The 22,498-nt window shown below is 56.5% G+C and carries 35 protein-coding genes and 1 pseudogene; 15 read left to right on the plus strand and 21 right to left on the minus strand.

Going from position 1 to position 22,498, the window contains the following annotated elements; translation table 11 throughout:
- Positions 1-8: 8 nt before the first annotated feature.
- The 5 genes from queE to GLP52_RS03430 all read right to left on the minus strand — a co-directional run bounded on the left by queE (position 9) and on the right by GLP52_RS03430 (position 3,335).
- Positions 9-719, minus strand: a complete 711-nt coding sequence (gene queE / locus GLP52_RS03410; RefSeq protein WP_237271584.1) for a 7-carboxy-7-deazaguanine synthase QueE — start codon at positions 717-719, stop codon at positions 9-11.
- The gene (gene queD, locus GLP52_RS03415; RefSeq protein ID WP_237271585.1) at positions 716-1,069 is read right to left on the minus strand and encodes a 6-carboxytetrahydropterin synthase QueD; all 354 of its coding nucleotides are present in this window, start codon (positions 1,067-1,069) and stop codon (positions 716-718) included. Before queD ends, queE begins: the two co-directional genes overlap by 4 nt.
- Positions 1,069-1,770, minus strand: coding sequence for a 7-cyano-7-deazaguanine synthase QueC (gene queC / locus GLP52_RS03420; protein WP_237271586.1), 702 nt, complete (start codon positions 1,768-1,770; stop codon positions 1,069-1,071). Before queC ends, queD begins: the two co-directional genes overlap by 1 nt.
- 220 nt (positions 1,771-1,990) lie before the next feature.
- Positions 1,991-2,587 carry an SDR family oxidoreductase gene (locus GLP52_RS03425; RefSeq protein WP_237271587.1) on the minus strand — a complete coding sequence of 199 codons (597 nt, stop codon included), beginning with the start codon at positions 2,585-2,587 and terminating at the stop codon, positions 1,991-1,993.
- A 73-nt stretch (positions 2,588-2,660) separates the two neighbouring features.
- On the minus strand, positions 2,661-3,335 hold the full coding sequence (locus tag GLP52_RS03430) for a type 1 glutamine amidotransferase domain-containing protein (protein WP_093732346.1): 675 nt from the start codon (positions 3,333-3,335) through the stop codon (positions 2,661-2,663).
- A gap of 230 nt (positions 3,336-3,565) precedes the next feature.
- Here GLP52_RS03430 and GLP52_RS03435 point away from each other — a divergent pair, with 230 nt between their 5' ends.
- From GLP52_RS03435 to GLP52_RS03470, 8 genes and pseudogenes are all read left to right on the plus strand, one after another.
- A complete protein-coding gene (locus GLP52_RS03435; RefSeq protein ID WP_237271588.1) occupies positions 3,566-4,801 on the plus strand; it encodes a glutathionylspermidine synthase family protein in 1,236 nt (411 codons plus the stop codon).
- A 43-nt stretch (positions 4,802-4,844) separates the two neighbouring features.
- Entirely contained in the window at positions 4,845-5,426 is a 582-nt protein-coding gene (locus GLP52_RS03440) for a DUF1190 domain-containing protein (RefSeq protein WP_093732344.1), read from the plus strand.
- Between the two features lie 329 nt (positions 5,427-5,755).
- On the plus strand, positions 5,756-7,846 hold the full coding sequence (locus GLP52_RS03445) for an ATP-binding protein (RefSeq protein WP_237271589.1): 2,091 nt from the start codon (positions 5,756-5,758) through the stop codon (positions 7,844-7,846).
- Between the two features lie 162 nt (positions 7,847-8,008).
- A complete protein-coding gene (locus GLP52_RS03450; RefSeq protein WP_237271590.1) occupies positions 8,009-8,419 on the plus strand; it encodes a nitrilase-related carbon-nitrogen hydrolase in 411 nt (136 codons plus the stop codon).
- 26 nt (positions 8,420-8,445) lie between these two features.
- Complete coding sequence (locus GLP52_RS03455) at positions 8,446-8,889, plus strand: hypothetical protein (protein ID WP_141135303.1); 444 nt, start codon at positions 8,446-8,448, stop codon at positions 8,887-8,889.
- A 112-nt stretch (positions 8,890-9,001) separates the two neighbouring features.
- Positions 9,002-9,130, plus strand: a pseudogene (locus GLP52_RS03460) (transposase); the annotation flags it as partial.
- Positions 9,131-9,495: 365 nt separating this feature from the next.
- On the plus strand, positions 9,496-10,644 hold the full coding sequence (locus GLP52_RS03465) for a hypothetical protein (protein WP_237273358.1): 1,149 nt from the start codon (positions 9,496-9,498) through the stop codon (positions 10,642-10,644).
- A gap of 13 nt (positions 10,645-10,657) precedes the next feature.
- The gene (locus GLP52_RS03470; RefSeq protein ID WP_237273359.1) at positions 10,658-11,191 is read left to right on the plus strand and encodes a hypothetical protein; all 534 of its coding nucleotides are present in this window, start codon (positions 10,658-10,660) and stop codon (positions 11,189-11,191) included.
- Between the two features lie 114 nt (positions 11,192-11,305).
- Here the strand turns inward: GLP52_RS03470 and GLP52_RS03475 are convergent, their stop codons facing one another.
- From GLP52_RS03475 to GLP52_RS03545, 15 genes are all read right to left on the minus strand, one after another.
- Positions 11,306-12,364 carry a tyrosine-type recombinase/integrase gene (locus GLP52_RS03475; RefSeq protein WP_237273360.1) on the minus strand — a complete coding sequence of 353 codons (1,059 nt, stop codon included), beginning with the start codon at positions 12,362-12,364 and terminating at the stop codon, positions 11,306-11,308.
- 40 nt (positions 12,365-12,404) lie between these two features.
- Complete coding sequence (locus GLP52_RS03480) at positions 12,405-12,608, minus strand: helix-turn-helix domain-containing protein (protein WP_237273361.1); 204 nt, start codon at positions 12,606-12,608, stop codon at positions 12,405-12,407.
- Positions 12,609-12,611: 3 nt separating this feature from the next.
- The gene (locus tag GLP52_RS03485) at positions 12,612-12,959 is read right to left on the minus strand and encodes a DUF4326 domain-containing protein (RefSeq protein ID WP_237273362.1); all 348 of its coding nucleotides are present in this window, start codon (positions 12,957-12,959) and stop codon (positions 12,612-12,614) included.
- Positions 12,956-13,216 carry a DUF4031 domain-containing protein gene (locus tag GLP52_RS03490; RefSeq protein ID WP_237273363.1) on the minus strand — a complete coding sequence of 87 codons (261 nt, stop codon included), beginning with the start codon at positions 13,214-13,216 and terminating at the stop codon, positions 12,956-12,958. Before GLP52_RS03490 ends, GLP52_RS03485 begins: the two co-directional genes overlap by 4 nt.
- A complete protein-coding gene (locus GLP52_RS03495) occupies positions 13,213-13,854 on the minus strand; it encodes an HNH endonuclease signature motif containing protein (RefSeq protein ID WP_237273364.1) in 642 nt (213 codons plus the stop codon). The genes GLP52_RS03490 and GLP52_RS03495 overlap by 4 nt, the downstream gene beginning before the upstream one ends.
- Positions 13,851-14,108, minus strand: a complete 258-nt coding sequence (locus tag GLP52_RS03500; RefSeq protein ID WP_237273365.1) for a hypothetical protein — start codon at positions 14,106-14,108, stop codon at positions 13,851-13,853. Before GLP52_RS03500 ends, GLP52_RS03495 begins: the two co-directional genes overlap by 4 nt.
- A 61-nt stretch (positions 14,109-14,169) precedes the next feature.
- On the minus strand, positions 14,170-15,114 hold the full coding sequence (locus GLP52_RS03505; protein ID WP_237273366.1) for a DUF2303 family protein: 945 nt from the start codon (positions 15,112-15,114) through the stop codon (positions 14,170-14,172).
- Positions 15,115-15,190: 76 nt separating this feature from the next.
- Positions 15,191-15,613 carry a hypothetical protein gene (locus tag GLP52_RS03510; RefSeq protein WP_237273367.1) on the minus strand — a complete coding sequence of 141 codons (423 nt, stop codon included), beginning with the start codon at positions 15,611-15,613 and terminating at the stop codon, positions 15,191-15,193.
- An 18-nt stretch (positions 15,614-15,631) separates the two neighbouring features.
- Complete coding sequence (locus GLP52_RS03515; RefSeq protein ID WP_237273368.1) at positions 15,632-15,907, minus strand: hypothetical protein; 276 nt, start codon at positions 15,905-15,907, stop codon at positions 15,632-15,634.
- Positions 15,904-16,140, minus strand: coding sequence for a hypothetical protein (locus GLP52_RS03520; protein WP_237273369.1), 237 nt, complete (start codon positions 16,138-16,140; stop codon positions 15,904-15,906). The genes GLP52_RS03515 and GLP52_RS03520 overlap by 4 nt, the downstream gene beginning before the upstream one ends.
- A 100-nt stretch (positions 16,141-16,240) precedes the next feature.
- Positions 16,241-16,477 (minus strand): hypothetical protein, encoded by a 237-nt coding sequence (locus GLP52_RS03525; RefSeq protein ID WP_237273370.1) that lies wholly within the window; start codon positions 16,475-16,477, stop codon positions 16,241-16,243.
- 28 nt (positions 16,478-16,505) lie between these two features.
- The gene (locus GLP52_RS03530) at positions 16,506-16,877 is read right to left on the minus strand and encodes a hypothetical protein (RefSeq protein WP_237273371.1); all 372 of its coding nucleotides are present in this window, start codon (positions 16,875-16,877) and stop codon (positions 16,506-16,508) included.
- A complete protein-coding gene (locus GLP52_RS03535; RefSeq protein WP_237273372.1) occupies positions 16,874-17,137 on the minus strand; it encodes a hypothetical protein in 264 nt (87 codons plus the stop codon). Before GLP52_RS03535 ends, GLP52_RS03530 begins: the two co-directional genes overlap by 4 nt.
- A gap of 237 nt (positions 17,138-17,374) precedes the next feature.
- Positions 17,375-17,731 (minus strand): hypothetical protein, encoded by a 357-nt coding sequence (locus GLP52_RS03540; protein WP_237273373.1) that lies wholly within the window; start codon positions 17,729-17,731, stop codon positions 17,375-17,377.
- Complete coding sequence (locus tag GLP52_RS03545) at positions 17,712-18,074, minus strand: helix-turn-helix domain-containing protein (protein ID WP_237273374.1); 363 nt, start codon at positions 18,072-18,074, stop codon at positions 17,712-17,714. Before GLP52_RS03545 ends, GLP52_RS03540 begins: the two co-directional genes overlap by 20 nt.
- Positions 18,075-18,172: 98 nt before the next feature.
- Between GLP52_RS03545 and GLP52_RS03550 the strand changes: the two genes are divergently transcribed.
- From GLP52_RS03550 to GLP52_RS03560, 3 genes are all read left to right on the plus strand, one after another.
- Positions 18,173-18,367, plus strand: a complete 195-nt coding sequence (locus GLP52_RS03550; RefSeq protein ID WP_237273375.1) for an XRE family transcriptional regulator — start codon at positions 18,173-18,175, stop codon at positions 18,365-18,367.
- Entirely contained in the window at positions 18,364-18,696 is a 333-nt protein-coding gene (locus GLP52_RS03555) for a hypothetical protein (RefSeq protein WP_237273376.1), read from the plus strand. Before GLP52_RS03550 ends, GLP52_RS03555 begins: the two co-directional genes overlap by 4 nt.
- A 133-nt stretch (positions 18,697-18,829) precedes the next feature.
- Positions 18,830-19,108, plus strand: coding sequence for a hypothetical protein (locus GLP52_RS03560; protein ID WP_237273377.1), 279 nt, complete (start codon positions 18,830-18,832; stop codon positions 19,106-19,108).
- 86 nt (positions 19,109-19,194) lie between these two features.
- On the opposite strand, the gene GLP52_RS03565 is transcribed toward GLP52_RS03560, so the two are convergent.
- Entirely contained in the window at positions 19,195-19,437 is a 243-nt protein-coding gene (locus tag GLP52_RS03565; protein ID WP_237273378.1) for a helix-turn-helix domain-containing protein, read from the minus strand.
- A 248-nt stretch (positions 19,438-19,685) separates the two neighbouring features.
- On the opposite strand from GLP52_RS03565, the gene GLP52_RS03570 reads away from it, so the two are divergent.
- From GLP52_RS03570 to GLP52_RS03585, 4 genes are read left to right on the plus strand one after another with little or no spacing between them, the layout of a single operon-like run.
- On the plus strand, positions 19,686-20,138 hold the full coding sequence (locus tag GLP52_RS03570) for a hypothetical protein (protein ID WP_237273379.1): 453 nt from the start codon (positions 19,686-19,688) through the stop codon (positions 20,136-20,138).
- Positions 20,138-20,866 (plus strand): DNA-methyltransferase, encoded by a 729-nt coding sequence (locus GLP52_RS03575; protein ID WP_237273380.1) that lies wholly within the window; start codon positions 20,138-20,140, stop codon positions 20,864-20,866. Before GLP52_RS03570 ends, GLP52_RS03575 begins: the two co-directional genes overlap by 1 nt.
- On the plus strand, positions 20,863-21,789 hold the full coding sequence (locus GLP52_RS03580) for a hypothetical protein (RefSeq protein WP_237273381.1): 927 nt from the start codon (positions 20,863-20,865) through the stop codon (positions 21,787-21,789). The genes GLP52_RS03575 and GLP52_RS03580 overlap by 4 nt, the downstream gene beginning before the upstream one ends.
- Entirely contained in the window at positions 21,789-22,439 is a 651-nt protein-coding gene (locus tag GLP52_RS03585; RefSeq protein WP_237273382.1) for a hypothetical protein, read from the plus strand. The genes GLP52_RS03580 and GLP52_RS03585 overlap by 1 nt, the downstream gene beginning before the upstream one ends.
- The last annotated feature ends 59 nt before the right edge of the window (positions 22,440-22,498 follow it).

Here is a 22,498-nt window from a genome sequence, read left to right on the forward strand (position 1 = left end):
GAGGCGGGTCAGACCCCGCGTTTGTTGCCCCAAAGCAGTACATGTAGCTGCGGCAGAAGGCGCGGGGTGAACCAGCGGTCGGCCATGGTTTTATCAACCAGCCAAAGTAGTTTATCCGCCAATATCTGCGGATCGACGGCGACGTTGGGGTCTACCTCATCGTTGCCCGGTTGCAGATAGAGTGGCATCTTGGGATAGCGTGCGGCGGCGTCGCGGGCCCATTGATAGTCGGCGTCATCGAAGATCACGATCTTCATCACCACTTGGCCTGCGGTTTCACCTGCGACGACACACCGATCGAACGCGGCCCAGTCAACGGTTTCACTGCTCGACGGCGGCTTGGGGCTCAGCACAAGGCAATCCAGCTGGGCGAACCACGGCTTCGCGATGGAACCTTGCGTCTCGCAAGCAAAACGATAGCCGGCGGCCTGACCCAATTGGATCAGCGGGGCAAAGTCCTGAATGGCGGGATTGCCGCCCGACAGCGACACGGTTAACGGCGCGCCTCCTGACAGGCGCTGCACCTCCTGCCAGACCGCATCAGAGGACATCGTGGCCCAATCGTGGCGAAACGCGGGGTCAACCGCATGCATGCTATCGCACCACGCGCAGCGATAATCACATCCGCCCGTGCGCACGAAGACGGTGGGCTCGCCAATCAGCGCGCCTTCGCCCTGAATGGTGGGGCCGAATATTTCGGCGATGCGCAATTGGCTCATGGGCGGTACTCTGCCCAGGTTTTGGGCGTTTCGCTGACCTTGACGGCGGTGGTTTCGGGCCAACGGCCGGCACACCATTCATAGAGATGCCGTGCCATGTTCTCGCCGGTGGATGCGAAATCGAGCACGTCGTTCAGATGGCGGTGATCGAATGTCTCGTCGATATAAGTCTTGAACGGCTTCAGTTCGCCGTAGTCGCGGACAAAACCATCAGCGTTCAGTTCTTTGGCCCGAAGTTCGACCACCACGACATAGTTATGCCCGTGCAGGCGGGCACATTGATGATCCTCGGGCAGATGTGAAAGCTGGTGCGAGGCGGAAAAGTGAAACTCTTTGGTGATTGTGAACATCAGGCGAGGATCCTGCGTTTGATAGCCTCTGCCCAGAAGTCAGGGTCTTCGTATTGTGTGGGGTCGGTCACGCCTGCAAGGTCGAACGCCTCGCGCCGTTCCACGCACGTGCCGCACCGCCCGCAGTGATGCGCCCCGCCTTTATAGCACGACCATGTCTCTGCAAAGGGGGTGTTGTGGCGCTGCCCTTCAGTCACGATATCGGCCTTGGTCCGGTGGACGAACGGCGTATACAGCGATACGTCTGCATAGCCATCCAGAGCCATATATTGCATGAACTCAAACGCTTGGGTGAAATCGGGGCGACAGTCGGGATAGATAAAGTGATCACCCCCATGCACCGCGGTTGCGACGGCCTGATCCCCGCGTGCCGCCGCGATCCCGTAAGCGACCGACAGCATGATTGCGTTGCGGTTGGGCACAACGGTGACGCGCATGGTATCTTCGGCGTAATGCCCGTCGGGTACGGCAATATCATCGGTCAACGCCGAGCCCGTCAATGCGGCCCCAATGCCGCGCATGTCGATGATATCATGGGGGACGCCAAGACGCGTTGCACATAGTGCCGCGTAATCCAGCTCTTTGCGGTGCCGCTGGCCATAGTCGAAAGACACTAGGCCCGTCAGCTTGCGTTGCGCCGACACCATATGAGCAAGCGACACAGAATCTAATCCGCCGGAGCAGACAACAATCGTTTTCATATCTTAACCCTTGTTTTGATACCCGGGTAGGCTGCGACCGGGAAGGCGCCTGATAAACGAGGTGACCAAAGATGCCAAGGGGGGCAGCTGTCACAAATTCCTTAGATGCAACAGGTCGGGACAACTCTACGTAGAAACGCCGCCAGAGTAGAAAACTCTGGCGGCGTTACGGTGCAGATGCGCTAGCGGGTGGGAGGAAACCGCAAAAAACGCGTGAGGCTTAGGCCGATTGCATCAATAGCGCTTTGTTTTTCCACTCAGGGTCGGACACCGCTTTGACCAACGCCGCTGCCACATCGCCACGCGCCGCTTTCGCTTTTGCGTCCACGTCGTCACCAAAAATCATGTTGCGGTTACCCGCATCGTCCGTCAGCGCGACGGGGCGCAGTATGGCGTATTCCATGCCTGAATTCTGCAAGTGCACATCAGCGTCGTGTTTTGCTTGCAGGTAATGCGCAAGTTCGCTGTCGGGGTCGGGGGTATCCGCACCGACACTGCTTAGCATTACAAAGCGCGAGACATCCGACCTGGCGGCAAGATCGATAAGATCTTTGGCACCGACACGGTCAACCTTATCGGTCATCTCTGGCCCAGATGATCCGCCGGACCCTGCGGCAAAGATCACGGCGTCACAGCCTTCGCAGGCGTCGGAGGTCAGGTTGGTCAGATCGCCTTTGCGCAGCACCACATCGGAGGCAAGCGCGCTGGTGTCAGAAGAATCCCGGACCAGTGCGATTGGCGTGTGCCCCTGCTCTCGCAGTTGTTCGGTGACACGGATGCCGGTTTTGCCGGTCGCGCCGGCAACAAGAATGTTCATTGAAATGGTCCTTTTCAGCTGAGTCGCTGTAGAAAGGTCCCCTGTGCACAAGCCGCGCGCAGGGGACGATATCTTATAGAAGCGACAAGAGTTTATGCGCCGCTTCCTCGGAGGACGCGGGGTTCTGTCCGGTAACCAGCTTGCCATCGGTCACAACAAAGGATGCCCAGTCGTCACCCTTCTTATAGGTGCCGCCATTGGATTTAAGCATATCCTCGACAAGGAAAGGCACAACGTCCGTCAGGCCCACGGCCTCTTCTTCGGTGTTGGTGAAACCGGTGACGGTTTTGCCAGATACCAGCGGTTTGTCGTCCGTACCTTTGGTGTGTTTGAACACCGCGGGCGCATGGCAGACGGCCCCGACGGGGCGGTCGCTGGCGGCAAAGGTTTCGATCAGGTTGATGCTGGCCTTGTCTTCGGCCAGATCCCACAGCGGGCCGTGACCGCCGGGGTAGAAGATCGCGTCGTAACCGTCAGCCGATACGTCTGACAGCACTTTGGTGTTGGCCAGTTCTTTTTGCGCAGCATCGTCGCCCTTGAACCGTTTTGTCGCTTCGGTCTGCGCATCATCTGCATCGCTGGACGGATCAAGTGGCGGCTGCCCGCCCTTGGGCGATGCCAATGTGACTTCTGCGCCTGCATCTTTGAACACGTAGTAGGGGGCCGCGAACTCTTCGAGCCAGAAACCGGTTTTGTTACCAGTGTCGCCCAGCTTGTCGTGGGAGGTGAGTACCATGAGAATTTTCATGTTTATGGGCCTTTCATTTCATTTCGCCATACCGATCGGGGCGTCATAGGTGACACCGCAATATCGACCGCGTAGACCGAATAACGATTGGGGCGCGCGGGTTGTTCCCAACCCTATCTGACGTTTTTGTGACTTGCGCAGGCACGGGCGCAGCAACAGGCGAAGCACACTGGCATCGCGAGGGCAAAGCGACTAAACCCGCGGTAGTTTTTGCGGGGGAGTATCGCCGGATGCACAAGATCGAAATAGCAGAGCGGCCGCATTGGCGCGACCATGCGAAAGAGGTCGGCTTTAGCTTTGCGGATATGCACGGCGAACCCTATTGGGATGAAACATCCGCCTATGCGTTTTCGCTCGACCAGATCGAGAATGACATTGAAGACCCCGCAACTGCGCTGCACAGCATGTGCCGCGAGGCGGTGGATCATATTCTAGCCAGCGAAGAGCTGCTGGACAGGCTTGCGATCCCAGAAGGTCACCGCGACCTCGTCGCCGACAGCTGGAAACGGGCTGATCCCGAAATCTATGGCCGTTTTGATCTGGCCTATGACGGGCAGGGGCCTGCCAAGCTGTTAGAATACAACGCCGACACACCCACGTCGCTCTATGAAAGTGCCGCGTTCCAGTGGCAGTGGCTCGAAGACCATCTTGAGGCAGGCACGCTGCCCGAAGGGGCCGACCAGTTTAACGGTATCCACGAAGCCTTGGTTGCACGGTTCGCGGATGTGTTCGAACCCGACAGTGATCTGCATTTCACCGCCGTTGCAGACAATCCCGAAGACTACGGCACCGTTGAAGCGATGGGGTGGGCCGCCCGAGAAGCGGGGCTTGGGGCACATTATTTCGACCTAGATAAAATTGCACTAAGCGATGACGGGCAGTTTCTGGATGACGAAGACCGCCGGATCGCCGTGTTGTTCAAGCTCTACCCGTGGGAAGACCTGTTGCGCGATGACTATGCCGACCACATCGCCGGATCGGGCTGTCTGTTTCTTGAACCCGCGTGGAAAGCGCTGCTGTCTAACAAGGGTCTGCTACCCGTGCTGTGGGAGATGTTCGAGGATCATCCGAACCTGCTGCCGGCGTTCTTTGAGCAGGACGTGGGCGAAGCGATGGCGGGGCGCGGGTCTGTCACAGGGCGTGCGGCCGATGCCTTTGACCGTGCGCGGGCAGGGCTCGCGCGGGCCCATGTGCGCAAACCGATCCTGTCGCGCGAGGGCGCATCGGTCGAGATTGTGAAATCCGGCCAGATCATAGAAAGCGCCAGCAACACAGACTACGCCGAACATCCGCGTATTCTTCAGGCCTATGCGCCATTGCCGACATTTGACGGGATGCGTCCGGTTGTCGGCGCTTGGATCATCGGGCAAGAATGTGTCGGGATCGGCCTGCGTGAGGATCGCACTCGGATCACGCAGGACCTGTCCCGTTTCAAACCCCATTACATTGCACCATATTCCGGTTAGCATCGTTCCCCAATCGCCGAACCACAGCAGAAAGCAGATCATCATGACAAAACGGTCAAAACGCGTCGCAATCGCGATCATCGGCGCCACCGCCTTTACTCTGGCCGGCTGCCGCGACGAAAAGATTGATGCCGCAGCGTTCCCTGACGTGCAAAGCTGCAAGAACGAGGCGTCGTTTGGCGGCACGTTCACCGGTGCCGATTGCGAGACAGCCTTTGCCGAAGCCGAGACACTGCACGTTGAATCAGCCCCCCGCTATAACAGCGTCGAAGTTTGCGAAGAGCAGCACGGTGTGGGGGCTTGCGGGTCAGAGGCGCAGCAGACCCAAGGCGGGTCGGGCGGTATTTTTATGCCGTTGCTAGCGGGCTATCTGATCGGGAACATGCTTGGCGGACGCTCGGGCATGGCTGCCAGCCAACCGATGTATAAGACGGCGGATGGCAAGTTCACCAACGCGGCGCGCACCAGCACCTACTCCAGCAACAAAGGCGCGGCAAAGCTCAGCACTTCGCAGTTCACCCGCCCCGCGACAACCGCAGGCAAAACGCCCATGACCCGTGCCACCGCGAAATCGCGCGGCGGTTTTGGCAAGGGAGCCAGCGGTCGAACGGGCTTTGGCGGCTAGGGCGCGGGCATAGCTAGTCCGGCGTGATTGGATATGCCGACGCCAAGGCGATCTTTCCTGTGCAGTTAGCATGCTGACGGTTCAGGTGCTGCCTAGCGCGTCCTGTCCAGCGTCGGGTGCGCTGTTGCTTAGTTAGGCATTGGGCGCGTTAGGAAGAGAGTGCGGGGTTTACCCCGAGTTAACAGGTGCAGCATGGCGGCAACACACGGCCGCGAAGGCACTATGCCCAGATAAACTCGATACATTCGCTTGTTTGGTCCCTTAAAATAGGCGTTTGGAAAATCCGCAGCCTAGCTGCGCCCTAGGTGGATGAGCACTTGCCCCGGAGCATGTCGAAAAGGACCCATATTGGCGGCGCGTGGGCGTTGTTCGCATTTTTTAGCGCGACGATCATCATCACCTACGCGGCGGGCCGGATCGATCGGCTTTTATCCGACACATTCACATATGAACTGCGGGCTAAAAGCCACCTCGAAATGCTCGTTATTCGAGAGAACTTTGAACAAATCATCCATGAAAAGATGCTCGCCTTGCGAGAGCTTGCAGTTTTTCTCGGTGAGAACCCGTTTGCAACCCAGAAGGATTTTTCACTGCGGGTTCAGAACATCCGCGAGCTTGATGACATGGTAATCAATGTTGCAGCGGCACCCGATCTTGTCGTGCGTTTGATACATCCGCTAGAGCCGAACATCGGTGCGTTCGGGTTGAACTACCGCACCAACGAGGCACAATATCCGGGCATCGAACGGATGCTATCTGTTGGGACCGAGCTGATGGCGGGACCTGTTGATTTGGTGCAGGGAGGTCAGGGGGTGATCCTGCGCGCCCCGGTATACTGGCCCGCCCCTGATGCTGTCACCGAGGGTGAGGTCAACGAAAGTACACGCCGGCTTTGGGGCATTGTCTCTCTCGTGCTCGACTACCAAGAGTTTCTGGTCGAATCAGGCATACGTGAAGCCGAAGAACGCTATGATATGCTGATCCGGCCAGCCGATGCACAGCCCACAAATGACGCGCTTTTGTTTACCTACGGTGACGAAACCCTCAGGGATGTAGATACTGTTAAGCTCGAGTTCGATTTCTTTTTTGAAGAGTGGGTGCTGGAAGCGCGCACCAAGGGCGGTTGGCCGAAGGTCGCGCCGGATCAGTGGCAAAAACGAGCCATGATCGCTATTGCAGGCCTCATGCTTTTGGGGACTTTGCTGTATGTCCTGCAGGTCTCAGAGCGACGTAAACGCGCCGAGGCGTTGCTTAGCAGTGGCATCGAAGCGCTAAACGATGGTTTTGTAATGTTCGACGCACAGGATCGGCTGTTGCTGAGCAATTCGAAATACAAAGAAATGTATGATCTGCCAAACGAACTCCTGAGACGCGGGACACCGTTCGAAGTGTTGCTGCGCAGCGGGGTGAACAGCAAGCAGTTCCCCGTAGGTCGGTTTGACGAAGCCGAATGGATCGAACGCCGGCTTGCGGTTCACCGTCAGTCGCATACCCTTGAAACTGAACAGCATTTGGCGGACGGCCGGGTGATCAAAGCGTCGGATCGACCGCTGGCCGATGGCAGCTATGTCGGGCTGCGTGTCGACGTGACCGAGCTAAGCCATGCCAAAGATGCGGCGGAGGCCGCGAGCAAGGCCAAAACGAACTTTATGGGTGTGCTTAGCCACGAACTTCGTACCCCGCTCACCGTCATCATGGGCGTGGCCCAACTGTCGCGCAATGCGCGCATGCTATCCGCCTCCAAAGCGTTGCTGAAGGGGTATGAAGCCGGCGATATCAGCCCTTCAGAAGCCAAGCGACTGCTAGACCAGATGTACGACCAGCTGTCTGATTTGATGAACCGGCTTGTCCAATCTGGGGATCATCTGCTGCATCTCATCAACGAGATTCTTGATGTGGCCAAAATCGAATCCGGCAGTCTGGTCATCGAGCCTACGCATTGTGCGGTGCAGGATATTGTCGATCCGGTCATTGAGCAGCTCAATACCTTGTCGAGCAAGAAAGGTCTGGCCTTTGACGTGATCCAAGAGGCCGACGTGGTTTTCGCCGACAAATTCCGTGCGCGGCAAATTCTGTTTAACCTTATTGGCAATGCGATCAAATTCACCGACACCGGATTTGTCCGGCTGGTGGTGAAGCCCGTCGGTGATGTCGTCAAATTCGAGGTCCACGACAGCGGCGCAGGCATCGCCGAAGCAGAGCTGCAAAGCATTTTCGAAGTCTTCTATCAGGTCGATTCATCCGCGACCCGTCGTGCGGGGGGCACTGGCATGGGCCTCGCCATTTCGCGCAGTCTGGCAGAAATGCAGGGCGGTGACCTGAGCGTGTCAAGCGTCGTGGGGCAGGGCAGCTGCTTTACCCTAACGCTCCCCATCAATGCGGATCCAAATGCCAGCCAACCGGCTGCCAAAGTGGGGTAGTGACCCGTTTCAGCAATAGTGTCGTTTCCTAAGGAATAAGAAAGTTCGAACCCCAGCTCCTCAGACATTCAAGGGTTTAGCGTTTTTAGCGAGAAACGTGTTGTAGAGCGTGTCTTGCGCACTACATCCTGTTCGACCACACTTAATTGAGCAGGGATGCATATGGAACACGTCTCAATCGATCTTTGGGCGTCAAATCTTGAACCCGTTGTCCCTGACCTTGCAACATGGCTTGCTGAGCTTGAGGCGCGTGTCGCACAGACCGCTGCACGTGGCGGGCATATGCTAGTTCTTCCAGAATTTGCGTGTGCGCAGTGGTTAAGTTTTGCGCCGGTGGATCTGCCTACTGCGAACACGATGGGGTGGCTTTATGAATGCGGCGAGATCGCATTGGATGCCGTTGCAGATATGTCCGCGCGCCACGGTATTTCGATCCTCGCGGGCACGATACCTTTTGCTGCAGGACACAAGGACGGCACGCCAACATATCTAAACCGTGCGTGGCTACTGACACCCGAGGGCGCGCGCCACGCGCAGGTGGCGTTACAGTTCATGGTGAAACGATCAATGTGATTGAATGGAATGGTCTTCGCATCGCAATGATCATTTGTCTGGATAGTGAGTTCACCCACCTTTGGTCGCGCCTTGGGCAGCTCGATCTTGATCTGATCATCATTCCCGCCAAAACAGATATGATCACAGGTTATAACAGGGTCTTTAGTTGCGCCCGCCCACGGGCGATTGAGCTTCAGACTGTTGTATGCGTTCTTGGCGCGGTTGGTGTGCCATTTGGGCACCCCCTCACGGACACAGGTGTTGGTGGTGCCAGTGTCTTTTTGCCGTGCGATGTCGGTGTCGCGCTTGACGGTATTCACGCCACGCTTTTACCGCAGACGGCCGCGATGATGACAGATCGGGTTTTGATTGCGACTGATATTCCGGTGGGGGCGTGCCGCAGATTGCGTAACGGACAGGCCGAGGCCGAAGTCTGCCCCGCGATTTGGAACGCTGATCATCTTGCCGTTGTTGACCCTGCCGCCTGATAACATCTGATTTAAAAGGTATGTTTGGCTTTTCGTTCGCTCGCTGACATGCCCCCCGAAACTTCCCTCAGTTTAAGCTAGAGTTTGCTCAACCTTTCGAAGGAGCAAACGAATGCGACAGAGCCGTTTTACTGAAGCCCAGATTATTGGGATGATCAAAGAGCAAGAAGCTGGGATGCCGACCGCAGAGGTGTGTCGCAAAGATGGCCTGAGCCCTGCGCCGTTCTACAAATTCAAAGCCAATGTGGACCACGACATTTGAAGCGTGGTCCACTTTCGAGGAATACGTTCTTCAAGATAAGGCGGGTAAATGGGATTTGGTAGGCCCGGCAGGACTATCAGAGATTGGATTGCGGCCTTAAAAATATGGGTTCTAGCTCAAATGTGTCACACGCGGAATCGGTCGTGTGACACATCACCAGTCAATTGAGGCCAAGAGACTTTAAGCTTTTTCCAGTTGGCAAACAGCTCTGTTACCTGACCAAAAGCCTATCGGTGAGAGGACCGCTGTATCGGTGACATCGGCAGAAACTTGACAATTTCAGATTGAGTTGTTCGATTAATTGATGCAGAAACACGGGAATTATACATCGATAGGTTGATTTCTTGCCTGCAATTATTGATATCCGCGCCCGAGTATTCACGGCTGACGATCATGCCTACCGGTTGTTTCCAGGCGTTTCGTACAAGCACTTTGCTGCCATGCGGGACCTGAACGTAGTGTTTTTGGACTATCCTGGCCTGCCAATGCCGCCACCGGAGGGCTTCAAACAAGGGGACTACGAGAAGGAAATGATCGTCCGTGGTTCGTTATATGCCTCAGTGGCATACCGGAACGACGATCTAGTAAAAGAGCGGATGGCAGAAATTGCTAGCCGCGATCTTTCCTCGACACGCTGGTCACGCAACCGCCAGCTGGCTTTGAGTTGGATCAACGCTCTGTATCACTCTGCTAAGATCGGCGACTTGATAGTGGTTCCTGGGCCTCTGAATAGACGCGGCGAAGAAGATGATACAAAGACACTAATCGGTGAAATCACTACCGGCCCCGTACGACTCGTAGAGGCAAACGATGAGCGCTATAGAAATGCGGGCCTGTTGGTTCGAAGGATTAGATGGTTAAGTGAAATCGATGATCGAGATCTCGATCATCGGACGTCCAGATCCTTGCGCACGCAAAATGCCCTTGTTTCATTGCCAGTATCAGCATTACGGCCCGTTCTCGGTGCTGCTTACAAGAACGTAATTGTTGACGGGGATTTTCTAGCAAGATTCATCACCCAAGGCGCAGAATTTACGGCTCGCGAATCGTATCATTTCCAAGCCTTTGTGCTGGCGGTAGTTGAGGCGTATAGTAGGATTGAAAAAGACAGTTCTGATTTGCCTGACTCAATCTACGCCATGGCTGCGCAGGTCGCCAGAAACGCTCAAGGCGTACCTGAACAAGACTTCAGTATCCATTCTCCGGGATATACTACTCTTAAAGGCTCTCGTGTAGTGTTTGTAGTGGCGGCATTATTTGCAACAGCCTTGTCGACCACCGCTGAACCCTTTGGACCAGACGGTAAAAAGATAGACGTAAAACTGGAGAATACTGCAAGTGGGGCCTATGATCCCTGTGAGCCTGAGGGGCTAGAGAAAGAAGTTCGCGAGACTTTTCGTGTGATGGATTTTGATAGATGGCAAGAGCTATGCAGGGCGGCTCGCGCTGCTAACGAGGATGAGGGCTTTGAACCTGTGTCATCAGCCAAATAGATCGGTGTTGAGGATGTCCAAAGTAAAAGAATGGTGGTTCGGAGACCGTAGCTCAAATGGCCTGGTCTTGGGTGGTGCAATACTTCTGTTTTTACTAAATGGTTTAGTAAGCTGGTTGTTGATCTCCCAAAGCGAAGCGCATTCAGAGAAACTTCTTGAGCAGCAATTCGATCAAGCACTTGAAATGGCTAAGCAATCGGAGGTCAACGCAAGAAGTAAAGAGATCAGGGACGCAGCTGCGGACTTTTCAACTTTTGCCGCTGCATACGTGACGGCCGTAATTGACTCGCCTCAAGACGTGTCGGTTGCGAAAAGGCGTTTAACTGAGAATGTGCTACGTCAGCTAAGCACTGTCACTATGACTGGTAACGTATTTTCAAACGAGATTAGAAACGCCGCCGAAGAATACAAAGGGGCGCTTTTTGCTTTTACCGACGCTCTGACTGATGCCGATAGTATCTTGGAAATGCGCCCTTTTTGGGAAAGCGCTTCAGATGTCTTGGTTTCACGGGACTATCTGCTAGCGCTAGTAGATGATGCCAGCTGATTTATTCAACTGACCCTGCATTGAGTTCATTTTTGAGCTGTTATCTGATGGTGTGGTCAAAAGGAGTGCGAGAGTTGGTTTTTTTGAACAATGAATTCGCTCTATTTCTATGATCTACCAGTCAATTGAGGCCAAGCGGCTGTTCGCGCGCTCTGCCAATCTCTGCCGCTCTACGCCCTTGGTATAGACTTCGGAGCTGCTTGCATTGGCGTGTCCATGTACCGCCATGATCTCGTATTGGGTGGCACCATGGAGCGCCATCAGATGGCCGGCAGCTTTGCGAATGCCGTGCGATGACAGGCCCGTCAGGCCAGCATCCTTGCACCAGGTCTGCATGCTGTTGCGCAGTGTCTCGGCGCTTCCGAACGGTTTGCCAGACTGATTTAACAGATAGGTTTCGCCAATTACCGTCTGCGCTTTGATGGATTGTGCCAGAGGGGGAAGGATTGGCAGTGAAACGAACTGTGCGTTCTTTTTTGAAGGTTGCCATTCCAACCAGGTAACGCCGACTTTCTTCACCTCGTTGGCGCGCCCGAGCTTGTATGCTTCGCTGATCCTGCACGCCGTGAACATGAAAAGGGTCAAGGTGAGGTGGGCCATCGTGCCCTTGGGGTGTGCTTTCCTGAACTTCTCAAGATCATCGAGCGTCCAAGGCTTCGCACCGCCCTTGCTTACGTAGTTCACTTTGATCGCTGCAGCGGGGTTAGTCTGGGCGTATTTCCGATCAAGCGCCCACTTGAACATCGCCTTGAGCATCTTGAACGTGTTGGTCGCTTTGCCTGGCGTTGCCATCAGGCTGTCTCTGAACAGCACCAGCTCATGAGGGGGGATGTCCACCGGAAGCGTTGCGTATGATTTTCCCACTGATCGCCCGGTCTGGCTGGTGTGCGCCAGAAACCCCGGCATCAGGTTTTCCCGCTGCTTGAATGTCAGTCGACTTGCGTCCCCATTCTCTACGGCCTTTTCGAGATGCTTCAGATATGCCGCCCCCAGCCAACCCAAGGTTCCGGTCTGCGCAGATTGCACTTTCAGATCAGGTGTCTTCTTGATTCCTGATCGCGCGGCGACATAGATCTCATGAAACTCTGGATGCTCAGGATCCACCGTCAGCGTGATGCGTTTTTTCGTATCACCCTCGACACGTACCAGCCACCGCACATTTCCCGAGGGCATAGGGGATCTGATCAAGCCAGGGTATTTCAGTTTCAAGTTTTCACCAGACATTTTCGGGCTGTTCATTATCATAGGGTAGGGTGTCCACCCATTGGTCAAGATCGAACTTGTCGTACATCTTCTTGGCCCCGACAGTTTTGCGGGGCAGGTCTATGGTTCGCAACGTGGATTCAGAGACCCCCAGATAGTGCGCAGCCTGGGGGGCGGGCATCAATCTTGGTGTGAAATCACGCGTGACGGGCATAGATCAGGTGTCCTCATTCGCGATGCGCAGAAGGACGTCTGCATGGCAGGGGGCATCCAGCTTGCACCAGCAGGCAAGGTTCTTGCCGCGCAGCTCAGTGCGGATTTCATCGTTGCTGGGGTAATTACGGAGGTCCAAGTGCAGCATTTCCTCGAAAAACTGAACAGCTGTCGCGGCGTCTTTGATAGGCTCTTCCTGATAATTTCCGAATGAGTCCCGCCCGCAACGTTTGCTACCAATGATCCAAGGGTTGCCCCATTCGCGACCGGGCCCACGCGCAACGTTCACGGTGTTGGTCGGCATGCGCCATCCTTTGGCGCGGGAAAGCTGGATGCGGATGGGTATGGTCATACCTTTTCCCTCTTTGCTCTGAGTATTTTCCCAAGCTCCAGCCGCGTGACTTCCTTTGCCCCAGCCTCAACTGCGAGTTTCCTCTTAGTCAGCGCGATGTCAAAGTGTTCGTGGTGGGTGCCAGCCTTTTGCAGCCACTTGCGCTGGACGCCAATTTTGTCGGCCATTGCCAGCAGTTCTTCGGATGTTTCCGCAATCATATGGCACATCTTCATGCGCCCAAACGGGGCCTGCATGCTGTCAACGTAGACGGTCACTTTGAAATCCTCCGCTTTGCTTCGCGGGCCTTGTCTTCCAGCTTGGCGATAGCCAGTACGGTCGGGCGTAGCTCAGGTGCATGCTGATCGTAGCCTTTACCCTTCCGGCCACCTGCAAGGCGGGGCAGCATCGATTGTGAGACAAGTTCCCAGTTGCTGGGGTCACAGTTCGTCTTGTCGCCGTTGAGACACTTCAACACATGACCCTTCGGGATTGGGCCATTCGCTTTCTCCCAAAGCCACCGGTGCTTAAGCACAGGTCGGGTTTCGGTGCCGGTCCATGGGTTCCGCTCGGCAACGATCAGGATGACATAGCCATCCTTTGGGCAGATGCGTTCGTGACCGGCCCCGCGGTGGTTATGGGGCAGGCCACCCTTTTTGAACTGGGTCCGGGCGCTGTTCTCGTTGAAGGGCATCTTCTTGCCCTTGTTTGGTGGCTGCTGGCCTTTCACGTAGCGACCCGTGCGGCCAGTTTTCCAGCCCCTGCGCGTGCAAAGCGCCTTGATGCTGTCGACGGATACATCAGGCCGACCAAAACGCTTCTGGAAGGCTGCGTGCAGATCCTTGCGCACCTGATCGCTGTGCGCCTTGATCCACGCCAGCTCTTCATCTGAGTATATGATCGCACGACCCTTCATTCCGCATCGCTTTCGCTTGCACGGCTGCCGATCTGGGGCAGGTGGGGCAGCACGGCTTTGCCATGATCTGCGAACAGCTTGGCTGCTTTCAGGCTCAGGTCAGCGTTCGAGCTGATACGATCGGCGATACCGATCATTGCGCCGGCGCGCTTGATCTCGGTCTCGGTCTCCTCGGGCGTAAGGTTCCGATCTGTCAGCCGATCGAGTTGGTCGAACAGGTGGTTGTTCAGATCGGCAAGGCTTGTCTTGGACATTGTGGTTCTCCTTGGCTGGTTTCTGTCGATGGCCCCCGTTGCAGGGGGCCAGAAAGAGAAATCAGGATTCCGGCTTGCCCATGAAAATAGGGAGATCGGTCTCTTCCTTCGCCTGCGCGATAGTTTCGTCGAACGATGCGTCAAAGGATTTCTTGGGGTTGTAGATTGTCAGGGTGAACTTGAGCGCAGCGCCGTTCTTCCGGTACCGGAGCCGCACCGGCATCCGGTATGCGGCACCGCTCAGAAACACAGGGATCGCGATGATGATCAGGTTCGGGATGTTGAGCGGTCGACCATCGGCATCCTTGTGCTCGTTCAAGAACTGGATCTCGGCTTCACCGGTGTCACGGTTCGAGGTCACTTTCAGGTCGCTGGTCTCGAACACCTGAAACCTCTTCGACATCGCCAGCAGCTGGGTGAGCTGACCATAGCGGCCTTCGATCTGCTGAGCCGTGTCGATCAGGCGGTTTTCCCAAGTCTGGTTCTCTTCGCTGAGTTTTAACTGCAGCACCGGCGGCGTCGGATCCATGATGTCCTTGGCGTTCGCCTCGATGAACTCGCCGAATTCATCCTTGTCCATCGGCTCGCCCGATGCGGCCATCCAGATCTTCCATTCGTCCGACAGCGGGAAATCGTACACGCCGCGATGGTTGCAAGGCATTGCGGTCGGGTCTCCCCCGGCGTTGGTTAGGTCAACAGCACCGCCTGCATGATAGTCGGCGATGCAGGTCAGGGTGGGCGCTGCCATGTCAGGGTTGGCGAACATGGCCGTCGTCGGGCCTTTGAAGCGGTTTGCCCAGTCGATCAGGCTGGCGAGATCAGCAAGACGTGCAGTGCCCTTGCGGCGGGCGGGCTTGAGGTATTCAGCAGCTTCGCGGTGATACTTGCTCAGATCCTCGACCCGGCGCTTTTCGGGCACCGTGACCAGGTGCGCTTTGGTTAGGTCCAGCGCTTCGGGCATGTCGATCGTGTCGTGATGGCCCAGCTTTGCCATCACGTCGCGCATGGTTTCAGCTGGGTTCTCGAATGCAGTTGCTTCTAGTTTCGTCTCGGACATTGGTTTTTCCTCGTTGGGTTGGGGGTTAGTCGGTATCGCGCACTTCGCCGGTTTCCGGGTCGAAGTCGGTGACATCGCGAACGGGTTGGTGCATGCGGGACATGAACGGGCTGTAGAGCGTCAACTCGCCGTTATCGTTGATGTAGGCAGCGGCACTGCTCGGGGGCTTCTTGGGTGCCTTGAACGCGACGTTTGCGCCCATGGCGACATCGCCGGACTTGCCCAGGGCATAGTTGACCGTGATGGTCATCGAGCCGCTGCACCCCTTGGTGCCGTTTTCGGCCTTGTGCTCCAGCAGATCGAGCTGAAGTTGCTTGTGGCCTTCCATGACCTTGTCCAGAAAATCACCGTCATCAAAGAGGGTGAGGATCTGTTCGAGGGTCCGCATCTTGTAGGGATCGTGCGGGGTGGGTTTGGCGATTTCGGTGCCGGGAGTTTTCTTTGCCATCACTGTGAAGTTCCTTTGCTATCGTTGTTGGGCGATCCGCCCCGACCACGCGTCGAACTCTGTGCGCAGGGCGGCGAATTGGGATTGGGCGGGGGCGCTGGTGTTCAGCGCGGTGCGACTGTCGATCTGGCAGACGCCGCGCAGGTATTCGGCGGCGGCGCTTGCGTTGAACTGGTGTCCTGGCAGGCCGGAGCGCGTGGCGGCGAAGCGCTGGAACTGCGGATCATTGCACAGGATCCCGGCTTGCTGCGCGGGCTGCATGTCGGTCAGGCGCTGGCGGATGGCGGCGGTCATAGGAATTTGGTCAGTGCGGCATAGAGGGCCAGTCCGACACCCGCCGCCATGCAGATGAAAACCATCGCAGCCGCCAACACGATCATGAGCGCGATGCCGTGCAAGCGTTCGCTATCGTCGGCGACCTGCAACCAGCATTTTGAATGGGGGCCGCAGGTGCAGTCTGGCCAGTAGTGGCAGGCGCTTGGTTGGTCGGGCACCCGAGGGTTGTCGCCCATGTCGTCGATGTTCATCGCAGTGCCTTTCAATGTGAGGGAAAAGACCGGGGGGCGAGGAGATGCCCCCCGGCAAGGGTGCGGCACAGGAGGATGTGCGCCGCAGCAGGTAACTGGGTTAGCTGGACTTGGAGCGCAGCATCGATCCGTCGTTGTAGCTAAAGGTCAATTCGACCGGCCCGATCTGCGCCACGATCTGTCCGCCGAACTGGTCATCTGAACGTTCGAGCCCGAGCGCCCATTCGATAGGCCAGATGCCAAAGCTGAAGCCGAAGGAGCGCAAGCTCTTCCATCGCCACAGCTGCACTTCTGATACTGTGCCCCAGTCGATGGGTGGGTAGTCTCTGTCGTTCATGATTACTCCTGTTGGCGCTGGCTGCCTCCTAAGGCAGGCTGCTGAAATAGCTGGACCGCCTGCGCGCATCTTCGGCGGCGGCGTTGGCGATCTCTTCGGCGTGGTTGCGAGAAGTGCCACAGGGCGGGTGGACGGTGATGAAGCCATCATCCTCGACCGCGACATTTTCGGCGTTCATCAGCGCCGCGATTGCAGCAATCCGCCAGTACCGGATGGCGCTCATTTCTGAAGCGTCGGAGGATGTGATGCCGTGCAGACTGATTTCGAATATCCCGGTGTAGATGTATCTGCCGCCGTTCTCGATCACCTCGTTCATGAACGCATCTTTCAGCGTGTCAGGGTCATCGCGGTCGATCAGTTCGATGCCGCGGACGAAGGCTGCGAGGCGTTCGGTCATCATGCGGCACTAGGCGGCAGGTCATAGCCTTGCTCATCGGCGTAGTCGCGGACCTTGGTGCGGACGCGGGCGATCTGCGCGTGGGCTTCGTCAATCGAGGCGGGTGCGATCAGATAAGCGGGGGCACCGATGCGGTCGTGATGGACCGTCTGGCCGCGGGCCTGCTTGAGCCGTTCCCAGTTGATCGCCCACACCTGTGGGTTCCGCATGAAGTTCTGCGGGTGGGTGACGACGTATTCTGCGATGTCGATGGATTTTTGCATGTCAGCCTCCTTTGGATGAGGCTATCGGTAATAGAACTAAATACCTATGTCAATTAAAATAGAACTTGTTACCTATGCAATGACAGGATGTTGCCGTATCTCGATCGTATCGAAACTGCGCCTTGGTGTCGTGTGGTGCGTTTCAGGCAACAAAGAACCCGCCACTGGGGCGGGTAGTAAGGGGCTAAAGCCGTGAAATTCAAATTTGTCTTTCTCGTTGGTAAGCTTGGGGGCGGATTATTTTATGACCCGCCAGCCGTTGTTTTCGTAATGCCCCTGAATGATGCTTCTGTTCCATAGTGGCAGGCCGATCAGTAACCCATTGGCGGTGAACAGGCTGATGATGGCCCAACCCCAAGCGCCTTTTGCGGCATAGTAGAACGCCCCAAAGAGGAGCGCCCAAAGGCGGTGAAGTCCCCCAAGTACCTTACGTTCGACGCCCGTTGCTACGTTTTCCATTCTCATATGATTTGTCCTTCTGGGTAAAACTGAAACTGCTTGCCCTTGTCTTGTTGATTTGGTGGCGTGTTCCGGTAATGTTCCCTTAATGGGGGAAGCATGTCGGACAAAATAATCATAAATCTTCTGCATCATCTTGTTGAGGCGAGCTGCCCGACGCATCAACAAGACCTTTTGCATAGCTTAGAAGCTGTCGGCGCAGGTGATCGGGCAGCGCAAGTGTTAGGCGCACAATCTCTTTCTCTTCTGGGGTTTGAGCCTCTGACATAAACTCTTCAAGCGTTGTGCCTAAAGCGGCGCAGATCTTGCGGGCGTTCTCAACACGAGGCGTTCTGTTGGGCTTTGAAAAATACTGTCGGATCGCACTGTCAGAAAGACCGGCTTTTTTGGCTAGACCAGCCTCGGTGATCGACGGATCTTCGTCGATCCGCCGTCGCAATCGCTTCAAGAAGGGGTCGGTGATGCCAAGATCAGTCATTCCTTATGTATGCCGAGAATGAGAATTTCCCTCCATAGGTACAAAGTTCTTGACTTAAGTAGAACTAAATACCTACATCGGACCCTATGGAACAATTCATGGCAGAAGTTCGGGCCTATGCGGCTGCGATAGGTGTCCTCCCCACCACGATCATCCAGCGTGCAGACGCTGGGAACGGATCGACATGGGCAAAATGGGAAGCTGGCAGTACCGCAACACATCGCACGACTGACAAAGTGCGTAGCTACATGGCAGCGCATCCTATCCCAGAAAATCAAGAGGACGCAGCATGACCGCCGCGCCCTCTCTCTGCCTTTCTCAAGTTGATGATGTTGCTCTCTCACACCTAGCAACATGTGATCGGAATGTAGGTATGTCTCCAAGAAAGTTTTCCCAACGAAATAAAGTGCTCACCTATCGGCAGCAGTTTGCGGGCAGGTGGTCGGATTTCATCCGCGCCAATTTCGAGAGCCCGGAGCATGCAGCCATGATCTTTGGCGTCGATGGGTCGACCGCCAAGAAGTGGTGGGCCGGTAGCCATGCGCCTTCGGGTTTTGCCGTGGGCTATGCCTACGAGCATTTCCGCGACCAGGCGCAGCGCCAGCTGAAGGCCGCAGCATGAAGGGATTTCTGCGATGGGTCGTCATCAAGGAAATCATCGTTGCCAACCACCTCGGGGCGGTTGGCGACTGGTGGGCAGCTTCGGCTGCCCGTCGGCTGGGAAAACTTTCCGCAAACTCTCAAGGGGATGACAGATGACACCACGCGGCCACGCCATCGCCTTTCGCATCTGGCAGTTTTGCCGGCCGCTTGGCTGGGATTGCACCCGCCGTGAGATTGCGGATGCGCTTGGTCTGCATGTGGGTACGGTCGCTCATGTGGTTGCTGCAAAGGGCTGGGATGGTCGCCTGCGTACTCCATCCGTGCAGCGCCATGGGCGCGATCCCGTGGACTTCACACTCTACTTTGACAACGAACTTGACCGGTTCAGCAATCGCCAGGCAATGGCCCAGGTAATGGGTGCATCGCAGTGATCGCGCGCGCATCATACGTAATTGCCCGGTTGGATCCTTCGGAGCGGTTTGCGACGGCATGGGGAGGCCGCGCCGTCGCTGTTGGCTTACTTCTTCGTCTTGGTCAGCAGACCAAGCGCGAACATAGCGGATCCGGGGTGCTCTTTGCCTCGAAAAACCTCTCCGACGCGGTTGGCGTTGGTGCCAAGCCGTTGCACGACGTCCGTGAACGTCTCGCCTTGATGGCGCAGAATATGTGCTGTAACGGCATCATCAAACGTGAGACGCTTTCGCTTTATCACGATGTCATTGAGTTTCACCCCAGTCATGGGGTGTACTTGAATTGCCATATGGGACCTCCTTTTGGCAATATGGTCCGCAGGTTGGTTCAGAACCTTCGGGCCGGGATCACTGCAGTTTTAAGTGCTGCGGCTCCACTAACCGGATCGAAGTTTGAATCCCTTCGATCCGGTCTCCCTTTTTACCACAAGAACAGTGATCGAGCGCAATGCCTTTATGCGCAGAAAAGTACGAAAGGTGGGGGTAAGCTCAACAAGTTGTGGCTTTGTTCCGGCTATGATCCAGCGGTAGTGCTCCAATGACTACCCAGCCAAATCCCTTGACATGCGCGTGGGGCATCATCCCTCTGCCGTCAGAGCCTGATTATGGCATAGTAGACGCCCGCTACGGCAAGGCGGGTCTTTTCAAGACAAATCAAACGGTTGAAGACGTAAGTTATCACCGCATGCATGGTTTCGTCGCTGTGCTTTGCGACGATGGATCTGCATTGGCGCGTGAGGTTATGCACAGTCTCAACCTCTTGAATTGTCCGGCTGTTTGTCCTTCGTGTTTCGATCGTATCTTTCCAGCTGCTTACGACGACTTTCCTCAAAAAGACGCGTTCTTGCGCACGATGTTGGATGAAGCTGCTGAGCTTCTGGTGGTGCCCTTCACGAATTGGCGCGCTGATCTCGTCATCTGGCAAGAAGTCACGAACGCACTGCGCGTGAACACGCGGGTCAGCGTCCTGACTGATCGGACGCTCAGCTGATGCCGTTCGAGCGCGATATCACCATTGGCGGTTGCCGCCTGATCCAGGGCGATGCGCGGGCGGTCCTGCCGCTGCTCGAAGGTCAGGCTGATCTGTGCGTTACCGATCCGCCCTATGCGCTGTCCTCGGGCGGGTCACGTCCCGGTGCCATGGGTGGCAAGTTTTCCAGCGATGTCTATGACAACTCCGGGCTGCTGATGGATGTAGTCGGCTGGCACGAGATCGGCGGGCCGATCTATCGCGCTCTAAAGCCTGATGCTGATTGCTACGTCATGTCTGACGACAGCAACCTTTTCGCCGCGCATGGCGGCTTTATTGGCGCGGGTTTCAAGTTTCATGCGCTGCTGACGTGGGACAAGATCGTGCCCAATCGCACGCGCTACTACATGAAAGACAGCGAATTCACGCTCTTTCTCTGGAAGGGCCGGGCGGTTGATATCAACCACGGGGGCAGCAAGCGTGTCTGGCGCGAGCATCGCCCCGCTGACGCAGTCCACAACACGCAAAAGCCGGTCGCGCTGATGCAGCTCTACATCGAAAACTCGTCGCTGCGTAACCAGTTGGTACTTGATCCCTTCATGGGGTCGGGCACCACGCTGGTTGCTGCCGTCCAGGCGGGCCGGCGCGCGATCGGCATCGAGAAATCACCAAAGCATTTTGAGGCTGCCTGTGCGCGGGTGCGCGCGGCGGTCGCTTCCCATGAACTGCAAGAGGAGCAGGCGATATGAACGTTCTGGAAAAACTTGAGGGAATGCAGGAGCAAAGCGCGTCTTCGATCCAAGCGACCAAGGATCGGCTTGCAAGTTTTGAGCGCGCTGCGAAGCAGGTGGACGACGTGCTGATCTTCCTGCGCACCGCCAAAGAAGATTTGGGACGCATCGGCTTGGTCCCGGATGTGACGCTGGGGGCTGATGCACTGGTGTCGATCAACTTCTATCTCCCGGATGTGCAGGTGGCGGTGGTCAATGTCGCCACTGAAGCGGCGCAAGCGGTCGACCCTGCGGAACTTACCGTCGATTCCGAACCTGTCGATGAGCAAGCGGCGGCTGCTGTGCCTTTCGCCCGTCGCCAGCCTTCAAAGCCGGTCAAAAAGCCACGCAGCGGTGCAAAGGCAATGAAGGCGGGGCCGCGTGAATACCAGGTCGGGCCATTCACAGATCATGAGATCGCGCTCATTGGCAAGGCAATGGATGACGGGAAAAGCCGCGATGAGATTGCAGATCTGGTCAAGCGCAGCAAGATTTCAGTGGGCATGAAGATCAAGGCGCTAAACAAGGAACGTGCAAGGAAGCCGCGTCCGGTTGCCGCTGCGCCAGCGCCAGTGAAGCTGAACGTGAAGGAGTTACCCAAGCCTGCACCGGTTGCCAAGCCTGCGGTTGCAGCGCCGATGACCCCAAAACTGACGGCTGATGAACGGATCGTCGTGGCTCATCTCGATGGGCTGGGATACTCTGGGGGCTGGTCTGCGGACAAGGATTTCGAGATCCTTTCAGGCCTGATCACAGGCAAGGCTGCGGCGTTGGTCGCTGATGAGCTGGGTGTTGAGGTCGGCGATGTCGTTGCCCGCTTCAAGGCGCTCAACACAAAGGTCGGCGATATCGGTCATCAGTCGCGGCTGCTGCGGATCCTGCGCCAGCGGGCCGGTGCGTGATGAGCGCCCCGCTTCCAATACTCCAGCTTGTCGATTCAAGCGCGCTGCCGGAACACACGGTATCGGCAGACGAACGGCTCGACAGTCACTACTTCATTCAGTGGAACCTGAAGCGCTGGCGCAAGAGCCAATTCCGTCAGCTGGCAGAGCCTGAGGTTGGCTGGTTTGGGTTCCTGCTGTTCTGCGAAGCGCACGACGAAACGCCGGTCGGCACATTGCCGGTCTCGGAAGAGTTGCTTGCAAAGGCGCTTGGCATCACCATCGAGCGCTGGCGTCAACTTTGCGCGCGCAAGATCACACCGCTGCACAACTGGACGCAGGCGCTCTGCGACAACGGTGAAGTGCGGCTGGTACATCCTGTCGTGACTGAGGTGGTACGCGATGCGCTGGACCGCCGCGATGTGCGCAAGGCCAGCAGCGAAGGCAAGGCGGTCTATCAGCGCCAGCAGCGTCTGTCCGAAGCGATGCGCGACATCGGCTGTGACAAGGCCGTCTGTGCCGATCGGGTTCTGATAGAGCGACTGGATGCCTGGCTGCTGGAAAACCATCACGGTCAGCGGCGTATGCCACAGTTCGAGGCATCAATCTCACGGGCGCTGCGGCACGCGGCTGAACAGGGTTGGATGGGGCGCGTTATTCGCAAGGTTTGATTTCACTAGATAAATCGGCGCGTTTGTTACCGGAACAGTTCTAAACAGTTCCGGAACAG

The sequence above is a fragment of the Sulfitobacter sp. M22 genome, from assembly GCF_021736025.1.
Classification (GTDB): Bacteria; Pseudomonadota; Alphaproteobacteria; order Rhodobacterales; family Rhodobacteraceae; genus Sulfitobacter; species Sulfitobacter litoralis.

Bases quoted from the DNA above. Each gene is read 5' to 3' on its own strand.
- queE (WP_237271584.1), bottom strand. From the start codon at position 719: ATGAGCCAATTGCGCATCGCCGAAATATTCGGCCCCACCATTCAGGGC.
- queD (WP_237271585.1), bottom strand. From the start codon at position 1,069: ATGTTCACAATCACCAAAGAGTTTCACTTTTCCGCCTCGCACCAGCTT.
- queC (WP_237271586.1), bottom strand. From the start codon at position 1,770: ATGAAAACGATTGTTGTCTGCTCCGGCGGATTAGATTCTGTGTCGCTT.
- GLP52_RS03425 (WP_237271587.1), bottom strand. From the start codon at position 2,587: ATGAACATTCTTGTTGCCGGCGCGACCGGCAAAACCGGCATCCGTGTC.
- GLP52_RS03430 (WP_093732346.1), bottom strand. From the start codon at position 3,335: ATGAAAATTCTCATGGTACTCACCTCCCACGACAAGCTGGGCGACACT.
- GLP52_RS03435 (WP_237271588.1), top strand. From the start codon at position 3,566: ATGCACAAGATCGAAATAGCAGAGCGGCCGCATTGGCGCGACCATGCG.
- GLP52_RS03440 (WP_093732344.1), top strand. From the start codon at position 4,845: ATGACAAAACGGTCAAAACGCGTCGCAATCGCGATCATCGGCGCCACC.
- GLP52_RS03445 (WP_237271589.1), top strand. From the start codon at position 5,756: ATGTCGAAAAGGACCCATATTGGCGGCGCGTGGGCGTTGTTCGCATTT.
- GLP52_RS03450 (WP_237271590.1), top strand. From the start codon at position 8,009: ATGGAACACGTCTCAATCGATCTTTGGGCGTCAAATCTTGAACCCGTT.
- GLP52_RS03455 (WP_141135303.1), top strand. From the start codon at position 8,446: ATGATCATTTGTCTGGATAGTGAGTTCACCCACCTTTGGTCGCGCCTT.
- GLP52_RS03470 (WP_237273359.1), top strand. From the start codon at position 10,658: ATGTCCAAAGTAAAAGAATGGTGGTTCGGAGACCGTAGCTCAAATGGC.
- GLP52_RS03475 (WP_237273360.1), bottom strand. From the start codon at position 12,364: ATGCCCTCGGGAAATGTGCGGTGGCTGGTACGTGTCGAGGGTGATACG.
- GLP52_RS03480 (WP_237273361.1), bottom strand. From the start codon at position 12,608: ATGCCCGTCACGCGTGATTTCACACCAAGATTGATGCCCGCCCCCCAG.
- GLP52_RS03485 (WP_237273362.1), bottom strand. From the start codon at position 12,959: ATGACCATACCCATCCGCATCCAGCTTTCCCGCGCCAAAGGATGGCGC.
- GLP52_RS03495 (WP_237273364.1), bottom strand. From the start codon at position 13,854: ATGAAGGGTCGTGCGATCATATACTCAGATGAAGAGCTGGCGTGGATC.
- GLP52_RS03500 (WP_237273365.1), bottom strand. From the start codon at position 14,108: ATGTCCAAGACAAGCCTTGCCGATCTGAACAACCACCTGTTCGACCAA.
- GLP52_RS03505 (WP_237273366.1), bottom strand. From the start codon at position 15,114: ATGCGCGACGTGATGGCAAAGCTGGGCCATCACGACACGATCGACATG.
- GLP52_RS03510 (WP_237273367.1), bottom strand. From the start codon at position 15,613: ATGGCAAAGAAAACTCCCGGCACCGAAATCGCCAAACCCACCCCGCAC.
- GLP52_RS03515 (WP_237273368.1), bottom strand. From the start codon at position 15,907: ATGACCGCCGCCATCCGCCAGCGCCTGACCGACATGCAGCCCGCGCAG.
- GLP52_RS03520 (WP_237273369.1), bottom strand. From the start codon at position 16,140: ATGAACATCGACGACATGGGCGACAACCCTCGGGTGCCCGACCAACCA.
- GLP52_RS03525 (WP_237273370.1), bottom strand. From the start codon at position 16,477: ATGAACGACAGAGACTACCCACCCATCGACTGGGGCACAGTATCAGAA.
- GLP52_RS03530 (WP_237273371.1), bottom strand. From the start codon at position 16,877: ATGATGACCGAACGCCTCGCAGCCTTCGTCCGCGGCATCGAACTGATC.
- GLP52_RS03535 (WP_237273372.1), bottom strand. From the start codon at position 17,137: ATGCAAAAATCCATCGACATCGCAGAATACGTCGTCACCCACCCGCAG.
- GLP52_RS03540 (WP_237273373.1), bottom strand. From the start codon at position 17,731: ATGATGCAGAAGATTTATGATTATTTTGTCCGACATGCTTCCCCCATT.
- GLP52_RS03545 (WP_237273374.1), bottom strand. From the start codon at position 18,074: ATGACTGATCTTGGCATCACCGACCCCTTCTTGAAGCGATTGCGACGG.
- GLP52_RS03550 (WP_237273375.1), top strand. From the start codon at position 18,173: ATGGCAGAAGTTCGGGCCTATGCGGCTGCGATAGGTGTCCTCCCCACC.
- GLP52_RS03555 (WP_237273376.1), top strand. From the start codon at position 18,364: ATGACCGCCGCGCCCTCTCTCTGCCTTTCTCAAGTTGATGATGTTGCT.
- GLP52_RS03560 (WP_237273377.1), top strand. From the start codon at position 18,830: ATGACACCACGCGGCCACGCCATCGCCTTTCGCATCTGGCAGTTTTGC.
- GLP52_RS03565 (WP_237273378.1), bottom strand. From the start codon at position 19,437: ATGGCAATTCAAGTACACCCCATGACTGGGGTGAAACTCAATGACATC.
- GLP52_RS03570 (WP_237273379.1), top strand. From the start codon at position 19,686: ATGACTACCCAGCCAAATCCCTTGACATGCGCGTGGGGCATCATCCCT.
- GLP52_RS03575 (WP_237273380.1), top strand. From the start codon at position 20,138: ATGCCGTTCGAGCGCGATATCACCATTGGCGGTTGCCGCCTGATCCAG.
- GLP52_RS03580 (WP_237273381.1), top strand. From the start codon at position 20,863: ATGAACGTTCTGGAAAAACTTGAGGGAATGCAGGAGCAAAGCGCGTCT.
- GLP52_RS03585 (WP_237273382.1), top strand. From the start codon at position 21,789: ATGAGCGCCCCGCTTCCAATACTCCAGCTTGTCGATTCAAGCGCGCTG.